The 24,767-nt window shown below is 38.6% G+C and carries 24 protein-coding genes; 18 read left to right on the top strand and 6 right to left on the bottom strand.

Annotated elements, in window-relative coordinates; all coding sequences use genetic code 11:
- Positions 1-168: 168 nt before the first annotated feature.
- From MKY73_RS21940 to MKY73_RS21865, 16 genes are all read left to right on the top strand, one after another.
- Positions 169-579 carry a hypothetical protein gene (locus tag MKY73_RS21940; protein WP_339303450.1) on the top strand — a complete coding sequence of 137 codons (411 nt, stop codon included), beginning with the start codon at positions 169-171 and terminating at the stop codon, positions 577-579.
- Positions 580-663: 84 nt separating this feature from the next.
- Positions 664-972, top strand: coding sequence for a hypothetical protein (locus tag MKY73_RS21935; protein WP_339303449.1), 309 nt, complete (start codon positions 664-666; stop codon positions 970-972).
- Positions 973-1,870: 898 nt separating this feature from the next.
- Positions 1,871-2,380, top strand: a complete 510-nt coding sequence (locus MKY73_RS21930; protein WP_339303448.1) for a hypothetical protein — start codon at positions 1,871-1,873, stop codon at positions 2,378-2,380.
- 95 nt (positions 2,381-2,475) lie between these two features.
- A complete protein-coding gene (locus tag MKY73_RS21925; RefSeq protein ID WP_339303447.1) occupies positions 2,476-2,931 on the top strand; it encodes a hypothetical protein in 456 nt (151 codons plus the stop codon).
- 47 nt (positions 2,932-2,978) lie between these two features.
- On the top strand, positions 2,979-3,443 hold the full coding sequence (locus MKY73_RS21920; protein WP_339303446.1) for a hypothetical protein: 465 nt from the start codon (positions 2,979-2,981) through the stop codon (positions 3,441-3,443).
- A 103-nt stretch (positions 3,444-3,546) separates the two neighbouring features.
- Positions 3,547-3,921 (top strand): hypothetical protein, encoded by a 375-nt coding sequence (locus MKY73_RS21915; RefSeq protein ID WP_339303445.1) that lies wholly within the window; start codon positions 3,547-3,549, stop codon positions 3,919-3,921.
- A 156-nt stretch (positions 3,922-4,077) separates the two neighbouring features.
- Positions 4,078-5,313 (top strand): WXG100 family type VII secretion target, encoded by a 1,236-nt coding sequence (locus MKY73_RS21910; protein ID WP_339303444.1) that lies wholly within the window; start codon positions 4,078-4,080, stop codon positions 5,311-5,313.
- Positions 5,314-5,325: 12 nt separating this feature from the next.
- On the top strand, positions 5,326-5,622 hold the full coding sequence (locus MKY73_RS21905; RefSeq protein WP_339303443.1) for a hypothetical protein: 297 nt from the start codon (positions 5,326-5,328) through the stop codon (positions 5,620-5,622).
- A 354-nt stretch (positions 5,623-5,976) separates the two neighbouring features.
- Positions 5,977-6,795, top strand: a complete 819-nt coding sequence (locus MKY73_RS21900; protein WP_339303442.1) for a hypothetical protein — start codon at positions 5,977-5,979, stop codon at positions 6,793-6,795.
- Between the two features lie 245 nt (positions 6,796-7,040).
- Positions 7,041-8,045 carry a hypothetical protein gene (locus MKY73_RS21895; RefSeq protein WP_339303441.1) on the top strand — a complete coding sequence of 335 codons (1,005 nt, stop codon included), beginning with the start codon at positions 7,041-7,043 and terminating at the stop codon, positions 8,043-8,045.
- Between the two features lie 143 nt (positions 8,046-8,188).
- Complete coding sequence (locus tag MKY73_RS21890; protein WP_339303440.1) at positions 8,189-9,067, top strand: hypothetical protein; 879 nt, start codon at positions 8,189-8,191, stop codon at positions 9,065-9,067.
- 1,096 nt (positions 9,068-10,163) lie between these two features.
- On the top strand, positions 10,164-11,348 hold the full coding sequence (locus MKY73_RS21885; RefSeq protein ID WP_339303439.1) for a hypothetical protein: 1,185 nt from the start codon (positions 10,164-10,166) through the stop codon (positions 11,346-11,348).
- A 226-nt stretch (positions 11,349-11,574) separates the two neighbouring features.
- Positions 11,575-12,123 (top strand): hypothetical protein, encoded by a 549-nt coding sequence (locus MKY73_RS21880; RefSeq protein WP_339303438.1) that lies wholly within the window; start codon positions 11,575-11,577, stop codon positions 12,121-12,123.
- Positions 12,124-12,742: 619 nt separating this feature from the next.
- Entirely contained in the window at positions 12,743-12,928 is a 186-nt protein-coding gene (locus MKY73_RS21875; protein WP_339303437.1) for an aspartyl-phosphate phosphatase Spo0E family protein, read from the top strand.
- Positions 12,929-12,963: 35 nt separating this feature from the next.
- On the top strand, positions 12,964-13,290 hold the full coding sequence (locus MKY73_RS21870; protein WP_339303436.1) for a hypothetical protein: 327 nt from the start codon (positions 12,964-12,966) through the stop codon (positions 13,288-13,290).
- A 171-nt stretch (positions 13,291-13,461) separates the two neighbouring features.
- Positions 13,462-14,061 carry a hypothetical protein gene (locus tag MKY73_RS21865; RefSeq protein ID WP_339303435.1) on the top strand — a complete coding sequence of 200 codons (600 nt, stop codon included), beginning with the start codon at positions 13,462-13,464 and terminating at the stop codon, positions 14,059-14,061.
- Between the two features lie 104 nt (positions 14,062-14,165).
- Here MKY73_RS21865 and MKY73_RS21860 read toward each other — a convergent pair whose 3' ends face one another.
- The 3 genes from MKY73_RS21860 to MKY73_RS21850 all read right to left on the bottom strand — a co-directional run bounded on the left by MKY73_RS21860 (position 14,166) and on the right by MKY73_RS21850 (position 20,016).
- Entirely contained in the window at positions 14,166-15,842 is a 1,677-nt protein-coding gene (locus MKY73_RS21860) for an ABC transporter substrate-binding protein (protein ID WP_339303434.1), read from the bottom strand.
- Positions 15,843-16,363: 521 nt separating this feature from the next.
- Positions 16,364-17,974, bottom strand: coding sequence for a response regulator (locus MKY73_RS21855; RefSeq protein ID WP_339303433.1), 1,611 nt, complete (start codon positions 17,972-17,974; stop codon positions 16,364-16,366).
- 230 nt (positions 17,975-18,204) lie between these two features.
- Positions 18,205-20,016 (bottom strand): histidine kinase, encoded by a 1,812-nt coding sequence (locus MKY73_RS21850; protein ID WP_339303432.1) that lies wholly within the window; start codon positions 20,014-20,016, stop codon positions 18,205-18,207.
- A 448-nt stretch (positions 20,017-20,464) separates the two neighbouring features.
- Here MKY73_RS21850 and MKY73_RS21845 point away from each other — a divergent pair, with 448 nt between their 5' ends.
- Together MKY73_RS21845 and MKY73_RS21840 are read left to right on the top strand one after the other, a co-directional pair.
- Complete coding sequence (locus MKY73_RS21845; protein ID WP_179086446.1) at positions 20,465-21,322, top strand: ABC transporter permease subunit; 858 nt, start codon at positions 20,465-20,467, stop codon at positions 21,320-21,322.
- A 16-nt stretch (positions 21,323-21,338) separates the two neighbouring features.
- On the top strand, positions 21,339-22,211 hold the full coding sequence (locus tag MKY73_RS21840; protein WP_253432288.1) for a carbohydrate ABC transporter permease: 873 nt from the start codon (positions 21,339-21,341) through the stop codon (positions 22,209-22,211).
- 386 nt (positions 22,212-22,597) lie between these two features.
- Here MKY73_RS21840 and MKY73_RS21835 read toward each other — a convergent pair whose 3' ends face one another.
- The 3 genes from MKY73_RS21835 to MKY73_RS21825 form a co-directional block, all read right to left on the bottom strand.
- A complete protein-coding gene (locus tag MKY73_RS21835) occupies positions 22,598-22,984 on the bottom strand; it encodes a hypothetical protein (protein ID WP_339303431.1) in 387 nt (128 codons plus the stop codon).
- 82 nt (positions 22,985-23,066) lie between these two features.
- Complete coding sequence (locus MKY73_RS21830) at positions 23,067-23,618, bottom strand: hypothetical protein (RefSeq protein ID WP_339303430.1); 552 nt, start codon at positions 23,616-23,618, stop codon at positions 23,067-23,069.
- 10 nt (positions 23,619-23,628) lie between these two features.
- The gene (locus MKY73_RS21825; RefSeq protein WP_339303429.1) at positions 23,629-24,273 is read right to left on the bottom strand and encodes a M48 family metalloprotease; all 645 of its coding nucleotides are present in this window, start codon (positions 24,271-24,273) and stop codon (positions 23,629-23,631) included.
- Positions 24,274-24,767: the final 494 nt, after the last annotated feature.

Below are 24,767 nucleotides of genomic sequence, written 5' to 3'. Positions count from 1 at the left end.
GGAGCTTTCACTTCTTGGTCTGTAGAGGATATTCGAAGAAGTGGAGTCAGCAGGTAACCCTGCACTACCTTAATGAATTGCGGCAAGTCGTTGCGCTCTTAAGGTAGTGAGGGTTTGTAGATACACGAACGTTATGTGAAATACCACAAAACCTAATAAGGAGAAACTATGAACGATAAAGCTAAAGGCAAATTAAAAAAGCAATTTCTACTCATCGTTTTTTTTATTTTTATTATTGGAATTCAACTAACTACCAAATACTTAGTATATCATCCTCCTGCATGGACAACTGCATTATCAACTTTTTGCTTTATTGTATTTTGTATACTTGGCTGTTTAACATGCCTTGATCTCAAGAAACAAGAGCAGTTCATAACAATTGGACAAATTGTAGATGTGAAGAAGAATAAAAATATCATTATAGTTAAAGGATTGGGACGAGGTAATAGCAAGATTTTAATAAAAGATGGTCCTATCCTGAATATGATGCAGCCAAATGACCTGATTGAAATCACGAGATTAAAATATACAAAAATGATAACGAAAAAAGTGTATAAAGACCAGGAGATACAACTTTGAGCAAGTGGTGGAAGCGTTGTAGTACTTTACATAAAGTAGAAGATAAATTTTGATATACGTCTAATGCAGAAGGAGAGAATGCACATGAACAACACAAACTCTCATAATTGCAACCTAAATATAAGGTATGACCTGCCTGTTGAGGTATGGGATAAAGTTTCTAAAGTATATGAGCGTATGCCAGGGTGGATTGGTTATAAAAGTGGAATTCCATATTGGTTTGGAACTGAAGAGGATGATGTTTTCATTGAAGCATCCGTTGAGCCTAGTGGATTATCATTTTATGCACAGATGAATAGCGATGTATGGATGTCTTGGATAGAAACATTTAAGTTGGAAGCGACAAAAGTGTTGGGTTTTGATGTTGGTGAACCTGAAGATGGATATGTGTGATGAAAGAAGGAGGATAAAAAGAAAAAGTGATAAATTCTATTAGCATTGATGAGCGGAATGGGAACACATTTAATGAAGAGATCGTTATGAACCCTACATGGGCAGACAGTTTACGTTTTTTGAGAAAACTCGATGGAGATAAATTTACATTAGTTTTTTTGAGGTATCTGACACAGGTTCAGCATTAGTTGGAGGCGGACCGGAATATTTTGTAGTGTCTATTACAATGGATGAACATATATATACGCTTATGAACGTTAATCGGGGAAATAGTGAAATTTCTCTAGTTATCGGTGGTCAGTTAGGAAATTATTGCGATAACATTTGTTTAGAATTAATACCCATGCTTGAAGTACTAAAGTATTTTTATGAAACTGGTAAACTACACGAATCACATCAATGGAAACGAGAATAATAATTACTGGTAGATTAGGGTTGTCGGGCTCGTAAACACCAAAGGTTATGTGCAATTGTATTAAAAGAGTTGGAGTAGGAGAGTTCAGTGGTGAAGAGGAAATTCAAAAGTCATTTTTTTTATATTGTTCTACTGTCAGTTCCATTTGTAGTATTAGAGATTTTACTTTTATTAAAATATCCTAACACCGGATTAGGCAGGATTATAAGCTTGCCCATGACCTTTTTGGTGAATGGTATGATAATTCTGATCTCATCCAGTTTAGTTTATTATTTGCTTAGATACACCAGATTTAGAGTTGTTGGGCGAGTTATTCTAGGATTAACGATATGTTTAACTCTTATCGTAACAGTATGGTTGTATCCGCAGGATTCATCCAAACATATTTCAAAAACTATAGTAGAAGATATCAAGAGTTTATGGAGTAAATAAGGAATTTAATTGTGAAACAGATAAAATCAATTTACTATTGGATGTGACTGTATGAATCATGAACTATTCAATAAAATCAATGGATATTTAGAAGGGGTAAGTAATTTAATTACTCACTTCGGAGGATGTTATGGGCACGAATATCAGTTTATAAAAATTGATTCGCCAATAGAACGAGCAATAGAACTTCATAATACTAATAGTAATTTAAAAGATCACAAAGATATTAAATATGTAGGACTAAGCGAATTAGATGATTGGAAGGATGAGATATTTAATATTACCGCAAGATGGTTTTTCTCTTTATTTCGCTTACAAAATTTTGGCGTAAGTGTTAAATATCCGGATACTGAGGGAGAAACGCCTGCAGAACTAGATAAAGAGTCAAATAACGTGAGTAATAAACTGATTAAACTGTTGGAAGAATTCTTTGAAGGGTCAAATGTTAAAGCTTATAGACTGGTAACAGAGATTGAATGGAAAGATGAGTTTGATTGGGAACAGATTTATTTTTCGCTAGATGATGAAGTATTTATCTTAGATCTATATCAGTGGGGTTAATGGACAAATTTGCACTTCTCAGTCTCGAATCATTTTCGTTGGTATCTAGTAAACGATTAACAAGCAAGTCCAAAAAAATTAAAGGAGTTTCCAAATTGAAAAATCCAAAGCTTTCGATGATTTTAATATTTCTTTTAACAATACTCCCCCTAAGTGGTTGTAGTTCAAGCGGTGTGAAGACGGATGAAATTGTTGAGGACGGGTTGATCATAAACTCGATATCAATTGGACTGGGAGGGAGCGAGGAAGATGAAGGTATAACAGTCGTAACATATCATTTCAATTTATGGAATAGAACCAATAAATCAATCATATTAAAAACAGTTGAACCGATCTTGAGTAAGCATATTCAGGAACGATTGATAGATACAAACATTAAATTGGACATAAATGAGAAAATTGATGGTAATAGCTCGGAAGCACTGACAGGTACTTTTAAATTAGATACAAAAGGGCTTGATAAAGAAGGAATCATCAAGTTAAACATTAATGTTAAAGAATTTAATGTAGCAATGGAACAAGTCGTAGGAATGAATGATGTAAATAACTAATTTGAGATATCTCCAAGAAAACATATCAAACAAAGAGGTGTATCTTTATGGAAAGAAAAAAAGATGAAAATAATGAGATGGCTGTAATTCCAGAGCACCATAGCCCTGTTCGACATATGCTTAATGAAGCAAATGGACTACCGAACAATCAATTTATAGATAGTTTTAAGAAGGCTGCAGATACTCCAGATGCATATGTAATTATGGAAGGTGATGATGGAGGACAAATCTACTTGTCTTGCCCTATGAAATTAGTAAACTGTAGTGAGGAGACATTACATACTCTATTAAAAGATTTAGATACCATTGCTTGGGACTGTAATGAGGGAGAAGGCCAAGGACTATTTTACGAAAAACTCTTTCCTGGTGATGGGATTAGTGGAGGTATGGGAGGAGGAGATGTTGAGGAAGGACTATGGATTCATGAAGAATTTATGGATTTACAATTATATGATGAAATTCATGAAGTCATATTAGGCAATAAAGAAAAAATAAACAAAGCAATAAAATGAATGAATCTTAAGGCCCATCAACATCGGATAACAAAGTGTTCATGTGGATGGGCAAACTGTTGAAGTACTGCATACAGAGAAAAAGAAATATACGAGGTGCGTTATGGGCGTAAGAAAAAAATATAAACGTAAAATCGTTCGATCCAATCGATTATTTTATTGGTATGTTGAACCGGATATAGACGATGAAGGGATAATCAAATTACATATCGTTTCTGAGGATAAGAAGTTAATCGTCACTTATGAAGTGGGACAACACAGTATTAAGAACAAGCCCCCATACATAGTCATCATCGGAGAAGAATTCGAAGGCTGGACGTTAGAATACATAGGATACAGAAGAGTACTAACACCGAAATGGAGCGATGAGATCATCACGCCAAGATTGATAGGTGAAATTATTGATTGGTGTCTCTTGAAAGATAAAGAAATAAACATCGTTAATTGGAAAGGCGAAATTCTCCGACATCTCTCTTGAATGGTGTAGTTGTTGCATTTGAGAAAAGGGCTCTAGTTCAGATTGTTCAGTGGCTTATTGCTACGGTATTTGACACAGGTAATAAATGAACGCTAAAATCCAGATATTCCCTGAATTTAGAAACTAAATATTTCTTTAGTAGGTGTGAGGTATTTTATGACGAGAATTATGGTTACGCCAGAGCAACTTTTCGCAATTAGTAAACAGTTCTCTACAGCTTATACTACTCTTCAACACATGAATGAAAGTCTTCAGCGAAGTATGACTGATATTGAAGCGAACTGGGATGGGAGTACTAGAGAAAGGTTCTACTATGATTTCAAGAAGTCACAGCTTGTTATGACTGAAGTTGTCACACTCATGAGTTCAATATCAACTGTGTTACATAACCATGGAGAAAGATTTCTCCAAGCTGATCACGGGTTGGAAGGGCAAGTAGACATGAACTGTTTACCACCACCACCGAATGCTTGTGGCCCACAGGAAGGTGTAGACGATCGTAATGCAGTTGAGAAGTCTGTAGATAGTTTAAAAGAGCTAGGACAAGCATTTATACAATCGGCAGATGACCGATATCAGAAGAGATATGATAGTGTAGGCGGATTTCTGGATTACTGGACATTTGGTATTCCAAGTGGACTCGTAAACGGGTATGTTGATCGAGCTGACAAAGCTTTTGAGTCACCTCAAGATACACTGAACTGGTTGACATTTGGGGTCCATGGAACGATTAGGGAAGCTGTCCTGCCTACAAATGCGTGGTCAAGTGAACATTGGGCAAGTATGTTTGGTACAGGTGGTATGGTATTAGGCGTCAGCTCTGTTTTCAAACCTAAGCTGCATATCGATACCCCTGTCAAATATGAGGGTGCAGTCGATTTTAGACAGATTTTAAGTGACGGACAACGCAATGAGCTTCCGCTGACGGATAGCCAAAAGATTGAGATAAAGAGTTACTTGAACAAGCTTGATTTCCCCGAAGAAAATATCTTAATCGCACAACCAGGTTATTATGATACCTGGAATACAGGCATGATGTATAATCGCCTGGTCATCAATACGGATGTCTTACCAGCAGCAGCCCCAGGGGTAGGTACATTGAGTGCAAATACTCGAATTTCAATGAATGCTACACTAGCTCACGAAATCGTTGGACATTATGAGGCTTCTATTGCGGGCAGATCGTTCCCACTTTATGATCTTCCTCCTGAAGTCATCAAAAGAAACTATGCTCTTGATGAGGCTCAGGCAAGTATCCGGGCAGCAAGGTTTGCTCCTGAACTCAATTCTACTGAACGTTATGCTTTATTGAGAGATGCGATGGTTAGACTTCGTAATGCCGAGCTCAGGGTGCGAGATGTCAAAGGCGAGCTATTCATTGATAAGAGATAAGGAGGCCACAGAATGGAAACTAAAGTGCTGTTTGGTGTGGGGTTAGTCTTCGATACACCGGAATTCGGAACCATTGTCATGGGGGCCAATGAAGAGTTGGATGAACTAACTCCGTCAACAATCAAAGAGATGATCGGTGACCAGGTTATCATAAAAAAAACGGACGGGGAAGAGCAAGTGTATGAAGTCGTTTCTACTCAGATTAATTATTCTATAGCTGGCAAGAAGAATATCGGTATATGTTTGGGTAAAGGGATATCGCCAGATGATATATCTGCGGGTTCAATTGTCTACTGTTATTCATCATGACAAAATGGGATTCGAATGTGAAGTGAATCAGTGGAACCCTTCATTGTGATGATAAAAACAAAAAAAGGAGGGCCCTCTTCATCCCTTGGTAATCAGACGACCTTCCGACGCTTTTGGAATTGTATAGGACGTTTAGAAGTAGAGATACGCACACTGCTACATGAAAAATGTCCATTGGATCGAATCAAAAATGTAAAAAAAACGATAAATTCCCCTTTTACATTTTTTTCTTCGCAATTGTCACAACATAGGTTATCATGTACGTAGTTCAGATAATAGATAGAATTCGTGGGTCTATGTAGTGAATAAATTAGATGTTAAGCGAAATCAATTGAAAGTGAGAGGTTAGTTTCTTTGTTTAATTCTAGAGAACAAGCATTGATTATATGGATGATTATACTACTTTTGTATGCTTTATCGGTAAGAGGTGTAAGATTCTCTATTCCAAAAATTCTAAAAGCATTGGTTGGGCTGTTAAAACATCCTATTTTTATTTTCGCCAACATTTACATTGTTATCGTGTTTATTTATATGTATTCTTTTGATGTTCTAGAGAGGGATGTAACTAAGGACTATGTAGTTTGGATTTTTCTTTCATTGTATCCTTTAATCTTTAAAATTTCTACAAAATATATGGAATTAAGTATCAGGAGCATAATTAAAGAAACTTTTAAGTTAAGTATAGTTCCCATCTTTATAATTAATGAATATACTCTCTCTTTGTGGGTTGAGATAATTATTGTTCCTATTCTTTTTATTATTGTAGGTATCTTGGCGGTTACAGAAGCAGAAGGAAAGTATAACCTAATAAGGAAATTATTGAACTCTATAATGGTCTTTATTGGATTAATATTTGTTATTACAGCGACTATTGGACTAACAAATAACTATGAAGATGCTAACAGCCTTGATTTTTGGCAAAAGATGTTCTTTGATATAATAGGTATTATGCTACATCTTCCTTTACTTTTTCTGCTTCGTTATATGTGTTTTTATGAACAGATTCTCGTTAGAACAAACTTTGGAAAAAGGTCTCAAAAATTAGGAGCATTACTTTTGATTTTTAATAAATACAGATTCGATACAGATTCTCTAAAAAAATTAGTGAAATTCTATAAACTAAGAAATATAAAATCATTGGAAGAATTAAAGAGGTGGCTTGACGCAGAGTAGTTAGATAAATGACTTTCCCTAACAAAGAATCACAAAATTTTCATATGCTCTAGGTCTAGCATTGAGCGTTTCAATAAAAGAGCTCAAAGAGCATGCAGCAATTGAGATCATGCTTGTGTTCTTCGTAGCGTTTGTCTGCAAAGTGAGTTTCGAGAGAGTCTCAGTAAACATTCTCTTCTGTGTGAGTGAGTATAAGAAAATTTATATGACTATCAAGAAAATATTAAAAGATATGAGGTGTTATTTTGAAGGATGTTATTTCTAGAACCCCTTATCTAAATGCATTACCTGAGGAAGTAAAAGAGTTACTTATTAGATTGGGTACAGATGCTATTAGATTTACTTCTTGGTTTTTCAATAACCAAAATAAAATAATAAGTAAACTTAGGGGGGCGAAAACAAAAGAGGATCGTTATGATGTACTAACTGAATTGAGGTGCGCTGCTTTTTTATTATCACTTAGTGAAATAGTAGAATTACAATATGAACCATTACATCAAATAAAGCGGTCACCTGATTTTAAAGCCATTACAATAACAGACGGTGAAGTTTATTTTGAAGTTAGAAGAATTAGAAAGACACTAACAGAGTCAAAGAGAGATCAATTTGTTGAATTGTTCTGGAAAAAAGCAAAAGAAAATATCCGTCTGAATTTTGGATTAAGTCTCAACACGAGTTCTATAGAAACAGCAGAATCATTTGAACAATTGAACCAAAGAATAGATGAACTTATTGACTACATAATTTCTGTCCTTTCTGAATTATCTGAAGACCTAGAGGAACCAATTGAATTGATACTTGATGATTTTGCTAATGGTTTAGAAGTATATATTTCTAGTGTTCCAAAGGAAAGAAGAACTAATAATGAGATAAGAAAATACGGAGGGTTATTTAGAACACCATATTCGGGACATGAAGATCGAAAGTTCGGAGATATAATTTTTGAAAAAACACATCAGTTGCTTGATAACGAAAAAAACATAATCTTTATCTATGCTGATAATGAAACCCACGAAATTTACGATATGATAGATTCAATTTCTTCAATCAATCAGATAATAAGACAAGCTAGCGGTGAATTTATCCTGAAGAAAGGTTATTCTTCAATTGTTGAATTTCTTGCTAAGTCTAGGCGTATAAGCGGAATATTTTTGCTTACAAATAACCAAGAAAGAAATTTTTGGGAAAATAAAAATTCGATAAAAGCAATAGATAATAAATTAATCAATGAGCTTGAAGGAAGATTGTAGATCACATCTGTTATATTCACGCATCGGTCATAAGCCATCTTTTCGTAGTAAGAATTACAGGAGGGAGATACTGTCGACACACTTGGGCTGAATGTGCATTGAAAATACTGGAACGTTATTGGAAATGTTATTGAGGAGAAAATATGAAAAAGTCACATAGTTTATATTTAATATTGTCAATATCTTTTATTGTAATTATTGTAATTTCATTTTTTGTAGGTATAAAACCAGAAATTATCTTTGGTTATTCAGTAGCAACTTTTATCTTTGCAGTCATTGATTTTATAATTGTATTACAAGAGGGTAAGAGCAAATTGAATTTGTTAAAGAAGGATGACATTAATAATACCATGACTGGATATGTAGAGGTAATTGATTCATTTGTAGAAGGCGCTTTGGAAGATATAAAAGACGGGAAAAAAGAATTGGTAAATACCAGAAAAAAATTCTACGGAAAATTGTTAGCACAACAACCAGTTTTTAATTTAAAGAAGAAAAATTTGAAAAAAGCCGTGAAACCGGCTGAGAATATAAGTGAGATAAACAAGGAAATTCAAATTTCCAACAATTTTTTTGAGAGTATTACAAGAGATTTAAGAGCCCTTGACCCCTCACAAAGTGAAAGCAGATCGAACAAGTTAGCATGGTTCTTTTCAATGGTTGGTTTAATACTTGTATTGGTCTCTCCGTTTATACCAGAACAAGCATATACATTTGTTTTTGGAAGGGAATTTAATTCCATAGGGACTTATCTTGTTTTATTAAGTTTATCTTTAATTTTTCTAACAAGTTACTTTAGACATAAATACGATGAAGAAATTAAAGAGCTTCAAAAAGTCCAGTTTAGTGTTATGCTGGGCCAATTCGAAAAAGTGAAATTTCAAATTGGACTCGGTATGAAAGATTTAAATGAAGCCTTGCATGAATCTTCTGAAGAGTTTGGAGAAGTTATGGAATTAATAGCTTCAAGTCTTGAAAAAGTGATAGAGGAGAAACAAGAAAAAAATAAACCTCAAACATAACATGAAATTCAATACAAGCAGTAGTTTTTTTAGGGAGCCGCTGTTTGATGTGTTTCACATATTTAAATACGTCCGACATCGTGAATATCGGAACGTTAAGTGAAATCGCATTAAAAAGAGAAATTCATAAAACCTTAGTTAGACAATAATTTTCGCAGCATAAAATAAAATTGAAATATCCGTCTCTAAGTAATATGTCAATTTCTGGCTCGTGTCTGAAAACTTATTACTAAGCTAATCTAAAATGGAACGACTTGGATAGTTTATTATAAGTAGCTATGCGACGAAAGTGTTTGAACTTTATTTAAATACATTTCACCAAGCGGTGTTCTTTGTACAAGAATCAATCAACTTTCCATGATGGATTTCGACAGTTAGCTTTATAGGGGTAATGACATAAGATGCTTGGTTTGGTCTTTATCCCATTTCTGAATAGTTTATGAGCTATAAGCCTTGTCTCCAATAAAATGCCTTTCCATAATACCAGATTCCTGGAGTAAAAGTATGAAATTTGGTTGTCTTTTCAACGCGACTGATGCTGAAGTGCTGATTTACTTCGTGTCCTTCTGCGTTTTTTTTCATCGGCACTGTGTTGATGGGCTTTATAGATAGTAATCAATGCTCAAGTTTTCAAGTCAAGTTCTAGCTGGGATTGGAAGAAAGTTACAAAAAAATCTGTACCTCTCCATTTACAGGACCGCATGTTTAGCGTTTTATATGAACTTTAATGTGCTTCTGGCAGGTCGCACCAAGCAGCACTACTTCGAACGATCCAAGAAAAGCATTAAACAGCGTGCGATTACTTGATTTTGCTAGACGTCCTGTTCTATATGGAAGGAATTTTAGCTGAAGCAACTGGGAGGTATTTCACTAAAATAAAGACAATAGGGCATTTATGATAAGGGTATATAAATAATTTTTTATGAAGATTGCCCAACAATTAATTACAAAAATTCACTCTTTGTAAATGGGACCTCGGTCCCACAACAATGAATCCTGAGAACGCTAAAGTAGCCATGCTCCAGCATGCATTGGCTTGTAAATACAAGAATGTTATATGAATTACTTCTAAAAACCTATAAGGCGAGTGATCAGTATGTTTAATCCCGAAGTTGTAGAAAAATTATCATCTCGAATTAGAAATTATGAGAACTGGATTCAAGAAGGGTCAGATATTCACCACTTAGAACAAGCGCTTGTCCCTCCTGCTTACCAAACAGTATTTATGCAAAGCAAAGAAGCCTACTCATTCTACAGGCAAAGTTTAATCTTCTTCCTTAAAGATATTAGTGAGCAAAGTGGTATCTATCGTGAGTTATTTTATTTGACCAATCAAGTTATTGATTCCGAAGTAGTCAATGATAATGATTTTAAAATATTTGTGGATTCATTGCATCAGAAATTTAAACAAAGGTGGAGTAATTCCTTTCAGTCTAGTCTTCTAATATCTAAGCTAGGAATTCAAAGACTAGAAATAAACAGTGTCAGTCTTAGTGCATACCAAAATAGATATGAAATCGATGAAGTACTGGTTTATTTAGCTGTTCTTAGAAAAGTGATTACTAATAATATCTTTGATACAAAACTAGATAATCTAAGAGACAAGTCAGGAAGGTTACGCAAAGGAATTGCAGTCAATTATGTTATTTCTGGACTTGATTCGTGTTCTTTATTGAAAGAGAGCATATCGAAGGCATACCTTCCAAAACTAAGAAATAACTTTGGACACAATGATTATATTATAAGGGATGGCTGCGTATATACTTTAGATAATGATTTATTAATAACTAACTCAGATTTTATAGAGGCCTTTTACAATATTCAAGAATTACACAATTCCTTAATTTGGGTTTTATCGTATTATGAAAGTCTTGAAAAAATTGAGGAACTAAAAAGTTGTGGAGTATTATCGGTAGGTTATGATTATAATGAACAGTTGGATATACCTGAAATTCAACTTTGTCAATTGTGGTGTTTCTTTCAATATGATTCTAAAAAAGATTGGTTAGAAAAAGTACACATTAGCAAAGAGAATAATATTATTACAATGAAAATAACTGATGTTTGTACCATTTCAGGAGAAGTTATCCCTGTAATTTGTGATTTCATAAATAGAATACAGATAGAAAAAGAAGTAGTGGTTACGATCACACCAGTTATACCTTCTATTGGAGCAGAAACCGTCACTTTTATGATAGATGGAGAAGAATATCAGGTACTCGGAGAACCATATGCAGTTAAACTACCAGCAGAATTAAAGATTGATAATTTTATTGAATAATAAATTTTAAAGTTCACTATAATTATAATTCTTGTAACACTGAGTGGTTCATAAAAAAGCGTATTTACTCGAACAGGCTTGCTTTGTATTGCTTGCTTAGGTTCGTAAATATGGTATTAAAATAAATCAAAGGAATTAACTGGTGTTTATCATGCACTGAATATATGAACTTATAAGAACTAAGATTGTTATATAAATCAAGAAGTGTTAAGAGGAGAATTAAATAATGAAGTTAGAGCAAATTTCGAGCTTAACCTCCTTGTTAAGCACATTAGTAGCAACAAGTGCAACATTCATTGGTTTTATTTTTGTCGTTTATACTTATGTAATGATGAACAGAAAAGAGTCTAGATCTGGTAGAAAAGATAAAAAAGATGAAGGATATATAATGTTCGTTACACTTTTTAATTTAGCGAGTCCACTTTTACTCGCTTTATACTTTATGAATTCCTTAACATTCAACCTTGTAAAGCTTTCTGAGAAGGGACTTATGGAGATAGGTTACTTTTCACTATTCTATATAATGTTTATAGCACTTACACTAATAATAGTTAACAGTATAATTTTTTTAGGGTCTAAGATGTATGGATTAGTTAAAGTGATTAGTGTATCCGTAATTATTGTTACTGTTTCAATAATTATTACTAATATAATTTTATTTGGTATATTCAAAATTAATTTAGCTTTTTTAATAATTCTCATGATTTTCATCATGGTTGTAACAGTGTTGCAAACATGGATTTTTTTAGCTTTAAAGGATCATTACAGGGGATAGTGAAATAAAGGATGTAAAAGATTTAGCTTTGAAGTAGAAGTAGAAACTAAGTATATTTATTAATTTAGAAGGAATTTAATACATCAAGTAGGTTCTTGTGATTTACGAACAGTGGTAATGTTTGAGTATTATTTGCAGATTGAAAAAAAATCTAAAATATACTACCAACAAAGTCAGTTGGTTTCATGATGGAGTTAGATATACTTTTTTCATTAGTATCACTAAATACCCCATAGAAACCTCCAAAGCCTTTGCAATTAGCACTACTTCATATTCTTGAACAAGACGATATTGACCCTTTAGACGTGAGAGACTGACTGGGTCTGACGGGTATCCAACCCCAATGTTTGCAAGGAATTTCCTTTGTTTGATGCTTTACTTTTGTGATGTTACAATCAGGGAAACAATAATATGTCTTGACACCGAAGGTATATATCGGTGTTTTTTTTATTTTAATTCGATCGTCGCATTAAAGTGATCATATTTTATCTTACAATTTGGATTAGACGAAGAAATTAGTATATAGTGTCGGGGGAAAGATCATCCCATTAAAAATGACTGCTCATGTCTAGCATTAACAAGACATTGCGTAGTTTAGACCCATCAGAGAGGTGCATGTATGAGCCGGTTGCTTGACTTATTGGAAGAGGAACGGCGCAAGCTTAATCAGCTTGGTGAGGCATCCTTGAAGCAAGCGATTCCGTTGTGGGAGAACCCTGAGGTTCAGGAACAGAGCCGAAGGGTGGATGAACTGGTGGCACGAGTAAGCGAAACGAAGGCGAGGCATAGCCGAGTTGTACGATGATGATGATGTACATAATGCGTAGGGGAGGAGAAGCTATGGACTTTCCACCGTGGATGCAACGAGCGATTCAGGCAAGGCTGGAAGAGGTATCCGCCCAGATTGAGCAAGATCCTGAATTGAGTCGTGAACGTGGGGAAACCGACGATGCGTTCGAAGTTTTGTTTGCTGGCAAGGATATCGAACAAACACCTGAATATGCCGAGTGGGAGAATCGTTATATTGTCAGCAAAGGCATAGAAAATGAGCGGTTGTATATGCAGGGACTACGAGATGGCATTCAGCTCACAGTATCCTTGTTAGGTCCATCGATGCCAGAAGAGATCAATACAAAGGCTCCTCAACCCTCTAATGGGAACCCATAAGTCAGGGGAAGCTACCTCGATCATAACTTAAAAACCGGAGCCGAAGCGTGAATCTATCGCTTCGGCTCCGGTTTTAATGCTCTACTTTTCCAAATTCTAAATTAAGGAAAGGAGGGCATTGAGTATGTGTTAAGCTTAAACAAACAAAGGCAGAAGTGAGGTATGGGTCATATGAAAAAAAGATCTAAATACTTAATCTTACTTTTTATGTTTATTGCGATTGTGTTTATTCTGCTTTTTTTGAATACCAATAAAAATGAAGCCTATGAGCCAGTGGTTAATGGCAATATCATTCAAGTCAAAAACTTTGATCTGGATGCCACATCAACGAATTTAAAGACAATGATTGAAGGATCGATATTCGTTGAGGGTGAGAAGGAGCATATTGATCATATCAAGATAGTAGCCCATGTAGAGATTGACCCCGCTGACTGGGGTGGTGTTGCATTTTATATCCCTGATCAATGGAATGTATTCAGCATCACAAGTAGTTACCCTGAACATCAATCGAAGTTAAAGCCTGCTGAGTATGTATCAACCTGGATGAATTCTTCTGATGACTCTTCATGGCGCAGGATGATTGAAATTGGGAGAGAACGAAATTACATAGCAAATGGTGGGGGTACTGGAACGATTGTGATCGAATTAAGCCCGGATAAAAAGGGTATGTCCCTCTCTGAATCAATAAAATTTGGTATTGAGGTTGGATCAGAAGAGAAAGATGGAAAAAGAGTTATGGGTACAGATTCTGTTGAAGTTCCTGTATTTTAAAGTACTGGGTTAACTAGATATAGAAAACAAGCCGAAGCGATGGCAATGCACGCTTCGACTTGTTTTTTATACTTTTATTTTGAACCGTGTTACTTCTTCAATTCTTACTTCGCACTCACAGACTTAAACCAATCATTCACTTCTTGCGTGATCTGATCTCCGCCATTGGATTTCCAGTTGGCGACGAATTGGTCAAAGGCATCAATTGGCAGATTGCCGTAGATGATTTTGTTGAAGGTTTCCATCTCGGACTGGCGGAGCAGGTTCCATTTGGATACCATGGTTGGTGTTGCAGCGCCAGTGAAGTAGTTTTGTTTACGGACGTCGATCTGGGACATAACGACTTTACCTGCATACCAGTTTTCCGGTTTACGGAATTCGGCCATTTGTTTCTCGTAAGGTGTTTCAGGCTTTTCGCCGTTGGCCAGCTTCACGAGTGTTTTCATGTACAGATCCGGGATACGAGCTGGGCCGGTCAGGAAAGGGAATTCGTTGGAGAAGTCTTTGATCTTCTCTTTGTCACTGGTCGGTTGTCCGTCAATGATATCCCAGTCGTAACCTTTGGCGAAGCCGTATTCATACTCACTGCCCGCAGCCGGGTTAGCCAGGTTATCGAGCAAGTAGTTGTAGTACAGGAAGATGGCTTCTGGATGCTTCGCATCTTTGTTGATCATGATACTTGCGTTGACACCAGAGTTCTGCCACTTCGTACCGATCTTGCCGTCTGGGCCAGCAGGAACAGGGTAAGCTTTATATTTTGAGCCAGGTACGTTCTTCAGCAGGTCAGGTGCAGGCCAGTCCGGTACCCAGTTTGCGCCAGGCAGAATGCCCGCTTTGCCAGCTGTCCAGCTCTCAGCGGATTTGCCTTCGTCCCACAGAGCAGAGTCAGCGTGGATATAACCTTTATCCATCCATTCAGCCAGCTTGGCAAGGGCTTGTTTGGCACCCGGGTTAACGGAGCCGTACTCGAGATTGCCGTTTGCGTCTTTGTTCCATTGCTCCTCAATTGTACCGTATGCACCGAACAACCAGTCGAGCTGACCCATCCAGGTGTTGGTGTTATTTTTCAGTGAGATTGCCAGCGGGAATACTTTGTCTGGAGACAGACCGTCCGGGTTCTCGTTTTTGAATTTGTCCATGATGTTCTCAAGATCTGCGATGGTTTTCGGAGCTTCCAGGTTCAGCTTCTCCATCCAATCCTCGCGGAGCCATAGCAGTGTATCGTCGTTATCGGTGTACTCCATGATCGGCATGTTGTATTTCTTGCCGTCCTTGGTGAACGGATACCACAGTTCAGGATGTGCTGCTGCGTGATCTTTCAGGGTCTGACTCGCGTACTTGTCGAACAACTCATCGATAGCGATGAATTGACCGGAGTCGATCAGCTGATTAGTCAGTACCGCATTGGTGGGTACGGTAACGAAATCAGGCAGTTTCTCGCCAGAGGCGATAGCCAGTTGCAGCTTTTGTCTGTATTGATCGTCATTGGCCGGATACCAAGTATCTTTGTGCTTCATACCCAGCGTTTCGAGCATCCAGCGATCGTGCACGTTATTTTCTTTGGTATCTCCTTGCACGTATTTCTTCGGCATCAATACCGAACTGAACTCGATGGGTGGGTCATATTTTCCTTTAGCAAAAGCAGCTTCTGCTTCAGCTGAGCCGACAGTTCCCGGCGTATTATTACCATTGTCACTGGCTGTCTCGCCACTGCCGCACGCAGTGATCGTGATGAGCGCGATAACCATGAGCAGTGACCACCATGTTTTGAATTTGATCATTGTTCAATCCCCCTACGGTGTATGATCTTTACAAATGCGTGTTCAAAAAGGCCGGTTTTCAGTACCGAGAAGATGGGATGAAGCTAGAAATGGAGTAGCGGAGCGTAGATAGAGCTACGTGAGCAACGGACATTTCGGCTGAATTCCATATTCGATGCTGATGATGCCGCTAGGCATCCTTCGTAATCAAAAGCGGACTTTTTGAACAACCTCTACAATGTAACTGTACCAATTTGGGCGGGAGGGCATCTATATGAGTTTGTTAGTTTCGATAGGACTCTATTAGTGAAAATTTCAAATGAAGTTCAAAAAATTCGATTTTCAGTACCGAGAAGATGGGATAAAGCTAGAAATGGAGTAGCGGAGCGTAGGCAAACTACGTGAGCAACTACAATGTTTCCTAAGGAAACATACTTCGTAAGCCTCCCGCTTATTTCGGCTGAATTCCATATTCGATGCTGATGATGCCGTGAGGCATCCTTCGTGATCAAAAGCGGATTTTTTGAACAACCTCTAAGATGTTATTTGTGCTGGTCTCTGTATTCCTGCGGCGTAACGCCAAACTGGCGCTTAAATACTTTGATAAAATAAGCCGGGTCCATATAACCAATCTCCATGCTGATTTCGTACACTTTTTTGGTGGTCGTAACCAGCTTGTGGCAGGCCCGATCCATGCGCAGGCGCGAGATATAATCACTGATACCTTCGCCCGTTTCAATCTTATAGATCTTGGACAGATGGGTCGGGTGCAGATTGACATGGTCGGCCAGTACACGCAAAGACACATCCAGATGCAGGTTCTTATCTGTGAAATCTTGAATCTTCTTCACATAATCGGACCGGATATCCTTGATCTCGTTGGACGTGCCTTCCTTGAGTTTGCCCAGCACACTGAGCGACCATTTCCGAAGTTTGCTGATGGTAGCGAAAACTTCCCCGCTTTGCAAATCCTCGACATCATTTCCCATTAAAGTGGTCAGAGTCAGCTTGTTCCGATGGGCGATGTTGGTGAACGATGCTGTAATGAGAAAACCAGCCTCCATGCAGTGCTCCCAGGATTCTGACCATTTCTCATCCAACTCTGCGCAGACCGCGAGAATTTTCTCTTCGGCGGCATCCCACTGTCCGCTTTCCAATAGACTAATGAAGGTGGGCGGGGTGTAAAGGACATCCAAGGGACCTTGCGCCGCGGGTGTCTCGACATCGCTGACACGCATGACAAATTCGCGTTCATCTCCAACAATCTGCCGGAAATAGGCGGAAGCTTGACGGAAACGATCGTAAAGCTGATCCGGAAAGGTGAACCACTCGGTGATAACGATGGAGAGGGAGCCTTTCAGAAATTGTTTTACTTTGGATTGAAGCTGAATCGATAGCTTCTCCAGCATGGTTTCTTTCCCAATATCGCCTTTCCGTTCTTTCAACTGAAGCAAAAACACCAGATATCCGTGCTCCTCCTTCACACCCCACACTTCCATAAACTCACCCATTATCTCTTCGGCCATATTGATGATGGCATATTCGATCAGGGTCTGATCATTGCTGTCATAGTGTCCGAATTCTTCTTCCAAACGAACCAGCATTAACGCGGCATCCCCGGTATGAAAGGGAAGATTGTAATTGGCGAGCTTCCGATCCCATTCGGCAGCGGCGATTCGTTGTCCCTGCAAAGCCCCAAGGAGCAGTCGTCCTCGTAAATGGGGGAGATTCTCTCGCAAGGTAAACTGCGTTCGTGTCAGTGAACTGACCAGTTCCCATTCGTTGTTCAATTGATCGATGGCTTTCTGCACGGCACCCATTAATTCATCGTCAGTCGGGGGCTTGAGCAGATAGTCTACAGCCTCGAACTGGATGGCTTTTTTGGCGTAATCAAATTCGGAATACCCGGATAACAGGATACATTTTATTTTTTTGTCCCGGATGCGGATGCGTTCGATCAGTTCAATGCCTGTCATTTCGGGCATCTGAATATCCGAGATCACGATATCGATGGGGTGGGTGTCAATCATTTGCAGTGCTTCGTGTGCCGAGTATGCTTTATGCACATGTTCAATCCCCAGCGTGTGCCAGGGCTTGGTCATGGACAGGTTATCGACCCAGTGTGCTTCATCGTCTACGATCATCATTTGCATGGTGTATTGTCTCCTTGTTGGTTGAACGCAGACATCTGTACACCTGCCACTCCGATGACAGAATAACCTTACGATCGCTGTTATCCCCAGATTTATTGAATGAATTTTATAAGGTTTAAATCTGGTGATAAAGGCGAACGCGTTGCTTCTTCAGGTTTTTTCTGTCCTCTGCGTTATCGTGTACATGATCTTGTTCAAAATTAAATCGTCAACTCATCGTTAGTATCGTATCAATTCGTATCGGTATTTCTTTTATCGGAATCCTTGTCCTCTTTTGGTATCTCCCAGATGATTTCGGTTCGGAATCCGCCTAGTGGGGATGGGCCGAATAGGAGGTAGGAATGGCTTCCGAATGTGTGCATGATTCGTTGGTACGTATTCCAAAGTCCGCAGCCCATTTCTTCTTGTAAAGGTTCCTGCATCTTCAAGTTCAGCGCTTCGTACTGTTCCGGGCTTAGGCCTGGCCCATCGTCGTCGATGTAAATTCTGCCAAAACCATTCTTGCGCTCCCCGGTAATTCGGATTTCCCCAGAGGAATAGGACTTCGCCACACCGTGTATGACGGAATTCTCGACCATCGGTTGAAGCATTAATCGCGGCACCGACTGGGCAAGCATGTCCTCAGGAATGTCGATATGATATTCAATTCGGCCATTGCGCAGCTTTTGAATATCCAGATAGTTGATGAGCAGCTTGATCTCTTCCTGAAGCGAAGATGTCTCTTTTTCCATACGGGTGGTGTAGCGATAATACGCACTTAAGTTGTGCGCCATGGAGACCACGGCTTGCTCGTCTTTCATCTGGGCCATGTTGATGATATAGCCTAGACAATTATATAGGAAATGCGGATTGATCTGGGCTTGTAATTGCTTGAGCGTTGCTTCCCTGGCTCTAATCTTCTCATGGAACACATTCTCGATCAGGTCCTGAATCTGATGGGACATATCGTTGAATCGGCGGAACAGGAATGAGAATTCATTCTGGTTTTTGCTATGCAGTCGAACGGAATAATCGCCCTGCTCTACGCGGCGTAAGCCTTTGATCAGCTGTTTGATCGGATACTGGACATTCCGGTACAGCAGGATGGAAGCGGAGATGCCCACAACGAGTAGCAAAATCATACTGGTGTAGAACAGATTCTGACTGAGCGAGATGGGTTTCAAAATCTGATACAACGGGATGACGTCAACCAGATGCCAATCCAGATAGGTGGACTTCACGGAGCTAACCAGATATTTCTTTCCGTTCAGTTCGACCACGTCCTGTGTGGTATCCTCTGGCGAGTGCGTATCCAGATACTGAGTGAGTGCTGCGGATAATTGCTTGTCCGCACTGCGATTCAGAATGGGTGAATTTCCTTTGTGATATAAGAAAGGATCGCCTTGTCCGCCCGCTTTATACGTATCCAGCATATTCTGAATGTTCTCATAGCTGAAGCTGGCTTCAATCACCAGGTTGCTTCCAGTGAGCATTCCTGGTTGGGCAAGGGAGTCCGTAAAGAACCAGTAAAAGGATTTCATCTCATCCTGTGATTCCGCACTTTGGTCCCCATAGGTCCATTGTCCGCTCATATTTTTTTTCAAATACGCCTCATCATATCCTGTAGTTCGGTTGTAGTTGGCGATGACATCCTCATTCTGCTGTGAATACACCGCATATCGGGTAGGCCATATATCGGTAACGCTCGTCTGAAGCGTCATCTTCTCCTGAATTACATAACGGGTCTGCATCCGATCATACCGATCATCCCACATGTTAAGGCCGTTGAATGCTCTGACATTGGGATCTCGGGAGAGAATCAGGCTGAAATCCATCATCTGATTGATGCGGGAATCGATCTGACTGGACAGAAACGTGAGCTGTTTCGTGTTGGAGATCTGCAGTTCTTTGCTGACGACATCATATGTGACGTTATTCGAGTAGGTGTACATGATCAAAATGGGGATAAACAAGACCACAATTAACAAGTTTATTTTGGCAAACAGACTGAATCGGGATCGAGTCTTAATTTGAAAAGGCATGAAGCGCTTCCATATATGCATAAAAAGTCTCCTTCTAATTCGTGTTCAGATATATAGGTTAAACCGTTCATTTACACAGCAACGGAGAGGACAGAAATAACGTGAAAAAGCGAAGCGTTCGCCTTTATCACCGGATTTTCCCCTTAAAAAAGGGATCAGAAAAATCTGGGGATAACAGCGATTGGAAGGTTATTCTGTCATCGGAGTGTCCGTGTGAATCATCTTTAGTCCAACTTATAGATTCCTAACAAAACACTATCAAGCCTAACAATGTTATATAGCAGACCTCAGTATGGCTTGATACTATTTATATCAGAGAACCCCATCACACACAAAAACTTTTTTTGGGAACAGGAGCAGTGCTATGGAGGCTAAATTGGAGGGTAAGCGGGTCCCGCAGGCAAACGTTGGGAACAAGCTGGAACAAAAGAGAAAAAAACGCTATAAACAGCCATGGATTCTGCACTTCATGGTGTTACCGGCGGCCATTATGGTCTTTATATTTTCATACATTCCGATGTCCGGAATTTTAATGGCATTTCAGGATTATAAACCTGCACTGGGATTTTTCAATTCCGAATGGGTAGGACTGAAGCACTTCAGGTACATGTGGGAAAATGATTACTTCCTGCAAATTACGTGGAACACGCTATTTTTTGCCTGTACGAAGATCGTCATGAATCTAATCATTCCGTTTGTCTTCGCCTTATTGCTCAACGAGGTACGGAAGATGGCGCTGAAAAGAACGATTCAGACGCTTGTGTATCTGCCACACTTTCTGTCTTGGGTAACGTTATCCGGTATTCTGATCGACATTCTGGCCCAGACGGGTATTGTCAATCAGTTCCTGGTTTCGGTATTCGGTATCAAGCCGATCTTCTTCCTGGGGGATGGAAGCTGGTTCCGATTCACGATTATCGCGAGTGATGTCTGGAAAGAGTTTGGATTCAACACAATCATCTTCCTCGCGGCATTGTCCGGCATTAACCCGGCTCTGTATGAAGCGGCTGAAGTGGATGGAGCGGGACGCTGGAAGCAGACGATGTATATTACCATCCCGGCTCTTATTCCGATTGGGATCGTCATTGCAACCTTGGCACTGGGGAATGTGCTTAATGCCAACTTTGACCAGATCTTTAACTTATATAGTCCGTTGATTTACCAACAAGGTGATATTATCGATACGTTTGTGTATAGAGAAGGTCTGCTTAGTGGGCAGTTCAGTTTCGCTACCGCTGTGAATCTGTTCAAATCGGTCATCAGCCTGATCCTGATTGTGATCTCGTACCGACTGGCTTACCGATTCGCCGGATACCGAATTTTCTAGAAAGGAGGACGAACGAATGTATCATAAAACGATGCCTTACCGCATATTTAGCATATTCAACAATGTGTTACTGACCCTGCTTTCACTGCTCTGCTTGCTGCCTTTGTATCACTTGCTCATGGTATCTCTTAGCGCATCTGCACCTGCGAATGCTGGTCTCGTCACGTTCTGGCCGATTGGATTTACTCTGGAGGCGTATGCAAAAACATTTGCCAATACCAACTTCCTCTCCTCCTTGTGGGTATCCGTGGAGCGGACGGTACTGGGTACAGGACTTGCGTTAATCGTTAATACGCTTGCAGCCTATGCGCTTTCCAAGGAGACACGGGTGTTCCGCGCACGTAACATCTATCTGTGGTATTTTGTCATCACGATGCTGTTCAGCGGTGGCCTCATTCCGGGGTATATCCTGATTCTGAAGCTGGGACTGATGAACACATTGCTGGCTTTGATCCTGCCGGGATTGGTTGCGGTGTTCAACATCATTCTATTGCTGAATTTCTTCCGTACCGTTCCGAAGGATCTGGAGGAAGCTGCATTTATCGATGGGGCAGGTCATTTGCAGACGTTTATCAAAATCTATCTGCCGGTCTCCGTACCTGTTATTGCAACAGTTTCACTCTTCATGATGGTTGGGCATTGGAACGCATACTTTGATGGGATTATTTACATCCGTGATGCGGAGAAGCTGCCACTTGCAACTTTCATGCAGACGATCATCGTGCAGGCCGATATGTCGAAGCTTGATCCAGAAGCGGTGAAGAACCTGTCCCAACGGACCATTCGGGCTTCGCAGATCTTTATCAGCGCACTGCCGATCCTGCTCGTGTATCCATTCCTGCAACGGTACTTTGTAACCGGGATTGTTGTTGGAGCTGTTAAGGAGTAGGGACTAAAGGCTGTGATTAGAAGATAACAAGAGGATTCTATAAAAGGATGTTGCCAAACTGGGGAAGGCCAGGGAGGTGGCTTCTTTTTGGTCTATGAAGGATAGCTGGTTCGTATGCATGAAAGACTGGCCATAGAATAACGTAAACTGAGTTCGTGAACCGGATGAACCTCCAAAGAGCTAAAATAGAATCAAATGATTGCGTCAACAGTGGGTTAGTGAACATGGTATTTATGGAAGTTTTAGACTATATCATGCCTTTGTATCGATATGACTCTTATTAATAAGGGGGGATTTCGTGCTTACAATCTTAAAATATGAAAAAATCCAGGTTGCCGCTAAAATCACAGTCGCGGCAATAATCCTGAATATTATCAATGCGAGCTTTAAGTATTTTTGCGTTTCAAAACAAATATTCTAAAGCAACTGTAAATTATTACTATTATATTCATAAATAATAGCCCTAAATATCCATCCGTAAACTTTGTTCTTTCAATCCACTTGTTTACCAATTCTCCAGTAAGAGCTTGTTTTCCTAAATATTTATTTATATCATCTTGATTTATCTTATCGATATATATGAGTGGGAACTCCATGCTATTGGAAGAAGCTAAAGGAGGGTAGAAATCTACCCATTTTTGACCTGTCCATCGATCATATTTATACTTAAAATCTACGCTGGATTCAGATTCAAGATTGTCCCATCTCAGAAAACCTAATATGAGTAAAATACAAAGTGTAATGATGCTAATTATCACCTTTTTATTTTTCAAATGAATCACATCCTTTTATTACACTAAGTATATCTATATATTTAGATATGCTTAGTGCTGCTAGTGGGCCTTTATATTTTACCTATTCGATTGAATTATTTAATTCTTCTTTGATCTCTTCAACGAACTCTGTTGCGTCTGTGTCTTTAAATCCTTTAAGCATTTTAGATTCTGAACTGGAACTAACAATTCCATTGTTATCCACTTGCCATATACCATCATTAAAATTATAGGACCAATAGAAGTTATCTGATGTACGATTTAGCATTAAGACTACTTCATCATCCGTTTTTATTTTATCAGTACTTTCTGTTCTCTGTAAGTAAGTTATTTCATTTTCAACTAAATCTCCCGAAATCACTTCTTCAATTTTAACTTTTACAGGAGAAACTAAATATGAAGTGTCGACTTTGGGATTATATATACCGGTTTCTCGACGCACCTCAGGTAACTCTTCGATTACGATACCTTTTACAATCAGCTCGGGAATTGATAATTCTTCAGCAGTAGATTCACTTTGGATACCAGCAGCTAAATGGTTATGAGCATCATGTGTATGTAATGAAGATGAGTAAACATAACCGAAGCCAATACTAAATGAAATACAAATAAATGAAATTAAAATTTTTCTCATTTTTTCACTCCTATTTATATACTCTATTAAAATCGTTAATATCCGTTGACGTAGGTGTTACAGAAAAATTACTTTCATGCCACATGCTTGTTTTCATAACTGAAGTTGCTCCAATTAAACTATTATGGTGAATAGTGAAAGCATGACCAAGTTCGTGAGCTATAACACCTCTTCTTCGATCTTGTTTTGTTGAAGATAAAAGTCCCCCAGTATCCTTGCTTGAATTAATATAAATAGCAGCATAATCAATACTATTAGATGAAGTACACTTATTTGTTGATAAATTAGTAGCACAAGCAAATGTACCATCAAATGGTTGTGTCCATGCATATGTGTTTGATCCCCAGCCATTATTGTTCCATGTTTGTGAATTAACCGTTCTAATATCAACATTAGATGATGCAAACGAAGCTGAGGATAAGTTTAAATTTGCACTTGTGTTTTTCCATCTGTTAATCCCTTCTGTTATATCTGCCGAAGTATAATCTCCACCAACAGCATATTCAGTACTAATTTTCAAATTCAATTTCCCTGATTTGATAAAAGAACTCTTCCACATATATGCTTCCATTTGAGCGAAAACCTGTGAACTAATAAAAAATGTAGTGAAACAAACTAGTAATAAACTGATTGTAAATTTCAAGTTAATCTTCACAATAAACCTCCTATTTTTTCTAATTACTGGCCATTTTCCATATATCATCATACATTATTTAATTTTAACATACTGTAAATGGAAATTTCATATTTATAGTATTAAAAATTTGTGCAAATATCACTCAAGATACGAGGTTTTTGATACAGTATACAAAGCTCGGGCAAAGGGAAAAGGAGGAAATCCAAAATAGAATCTAGAAAAATAACCTGGATACTTTTATCGAAAGCATTGAACTTAAAGTCACTCCAGACCAAACAAAGATTCATATCCTCGAACCTCACCTACAAACCTGAGAATGTAGTTGCGAAGAAAATTTATGATTCTCTTGGCTTTATTCAAACAGGCGAGATATTGGCATGTGGCGAAGTACAGGCGGTATTAACCTTGTAATTGTACGTACACCCCGCGATTCTGTTCGTTGTTCGTAAAATTCACACCATGACTTGGCCTACTAGTGAGATGACTTTATTCTCAAATCGGCTGAATTCCAA

Source organism: Paenibacillus sp. FSL R5-0519 (assembly GCF_037974275.1).
Lineage (GTDB): Bacteria > Bacillota > Bacilli > Paenibacillales > Paenibacillaceae > Paenibacillus.
This window is presented reverse-complemented; position numbering and strand designations above follow the sequence as displayed.

Coding starts and splice junctions, on each gene's coding strand:
- MKY73_RS21920 (WP_339303446.1), top strand. CDS start 2,979: ATGGAAAGAAAAAAAGATGAAAATAATGAGATGGCTGTAATTCCAGAG.
- MKY73_RS21840 (WP_253432288.1), top strand. CDS start 21,339: ATGTATCATAAAACGATGCCTTACCGCATATTTAGCATATTCAACAAT.
- MKY73_RS21845 (WP_179086446.1), top strand. CDS start 20,465: ATGGTGTTACCGGCGGCCATTATGGTCTTTATATTTTCATACATTCCG.
- MKY73_RS21910 (WP_339303444.1), top strand. CDS start 4,078: ATGACGAGAATTATGGTTACGCCAGAGCAACTTTTCGCAATTAGTAAA.
- MKY73_RS21885 (WP_339303439.1), top strand. CDS start 10,164: ATGTTTAATCCCGAAGTTGTAGAAAAATTATCATCTCGAATTAGAAAT.
- MKY73_RS21870 (WP_339303436.1), top strand. CDS start 12,964: ATGGACTTTCCACCGTGGATGCAACGAGCGATTCAGGCAAGGCTGGAA.
- MKY73_RS21890 (WP_339303440.1), top strand. CDS start 8,189: ATGAAAAAGTCACATAGTTTATATTTAATATTGTCAATATCTTTTATT.
- MKY73_RS21855 (WP_339303433.1), bottom strand. CDS start 17,974: ATGCAAATGATGATCGTAGACGATGAAGCACACTGGGTCGATAACCTG.
- MKY73_RS21880 (WP_339303438.1), top strand. CDS start 11,575: ATGAAGTTAGAGCAAATTTCGAGCTTAACCTCCTTGTTAAGCACATTA.
- MKY73_RS21935 (WP_339303449.1), top strand. CDS start 664: ATGAACAACACAAACTCTCATAATTGCAACCTAAATATAAGGTATGAC.
- MKY73_RS21930 (WP_339303448.1), top strand. CDS start 1,871: ATGAATCATGAACTATTCAATAAAATCAATGGATATTTAGAAGGGGTA.
- MKY73_RS21915 (WP_339303445.1), top strand. CDS start 3,547: ATGGGCGTAAGAAAAAAATATAAACGTAAAATCGTTCGATCCAATCGA.
- MKY73_RS21875 (WP_339303437.1), top strand. CDS start 12,743: ATGAGCCGGTTGCTTGACTTATTGGAAGAGGAACGGCGCAAGCTTAAT.
- MKY73_RS21905 (WP_339303443.1), top strand. CDS start 5,326: ATGGAAACTAAAGTGCTGTTTGGTGTGGGGTTAGTCTTCGATACACCG.
- MKY73_RS21860 (WP_339303434.1), bottom strand. CDS start 15,842: ATGATCAAATTCAAAACATGGTGGTCACTGCTCATGGTTATCGCGCTC.
- MKY73_RS21865 (WP_339303435.1), top strand. CDS start 13,462: ATGAAAAAAAGATCTAAATACTTAATCTTACTTTTTATGTTTATTGCG.
- MKY73_RS21830 (WP_339303430.1), bottom strand. CDS start 23,618: ATGAGAAAAATTTTAATTTCATTTATTTGTATTTCATTTAGTATTGGC.
- MKY73_RS21940 (WP_339303450.1), top strand. CDS start 169: ATGAACGATAAAGCTAAAGGCAAATTAAAAAAGCAATTTCTACTCATC.
- MKY73_RS21850 (WP_339303432.1), bottom strand. CDS start 20,016: ATGCATATATGGAAGCGCTTCATGCCTTTTCAAATTAAGACTCGATCC.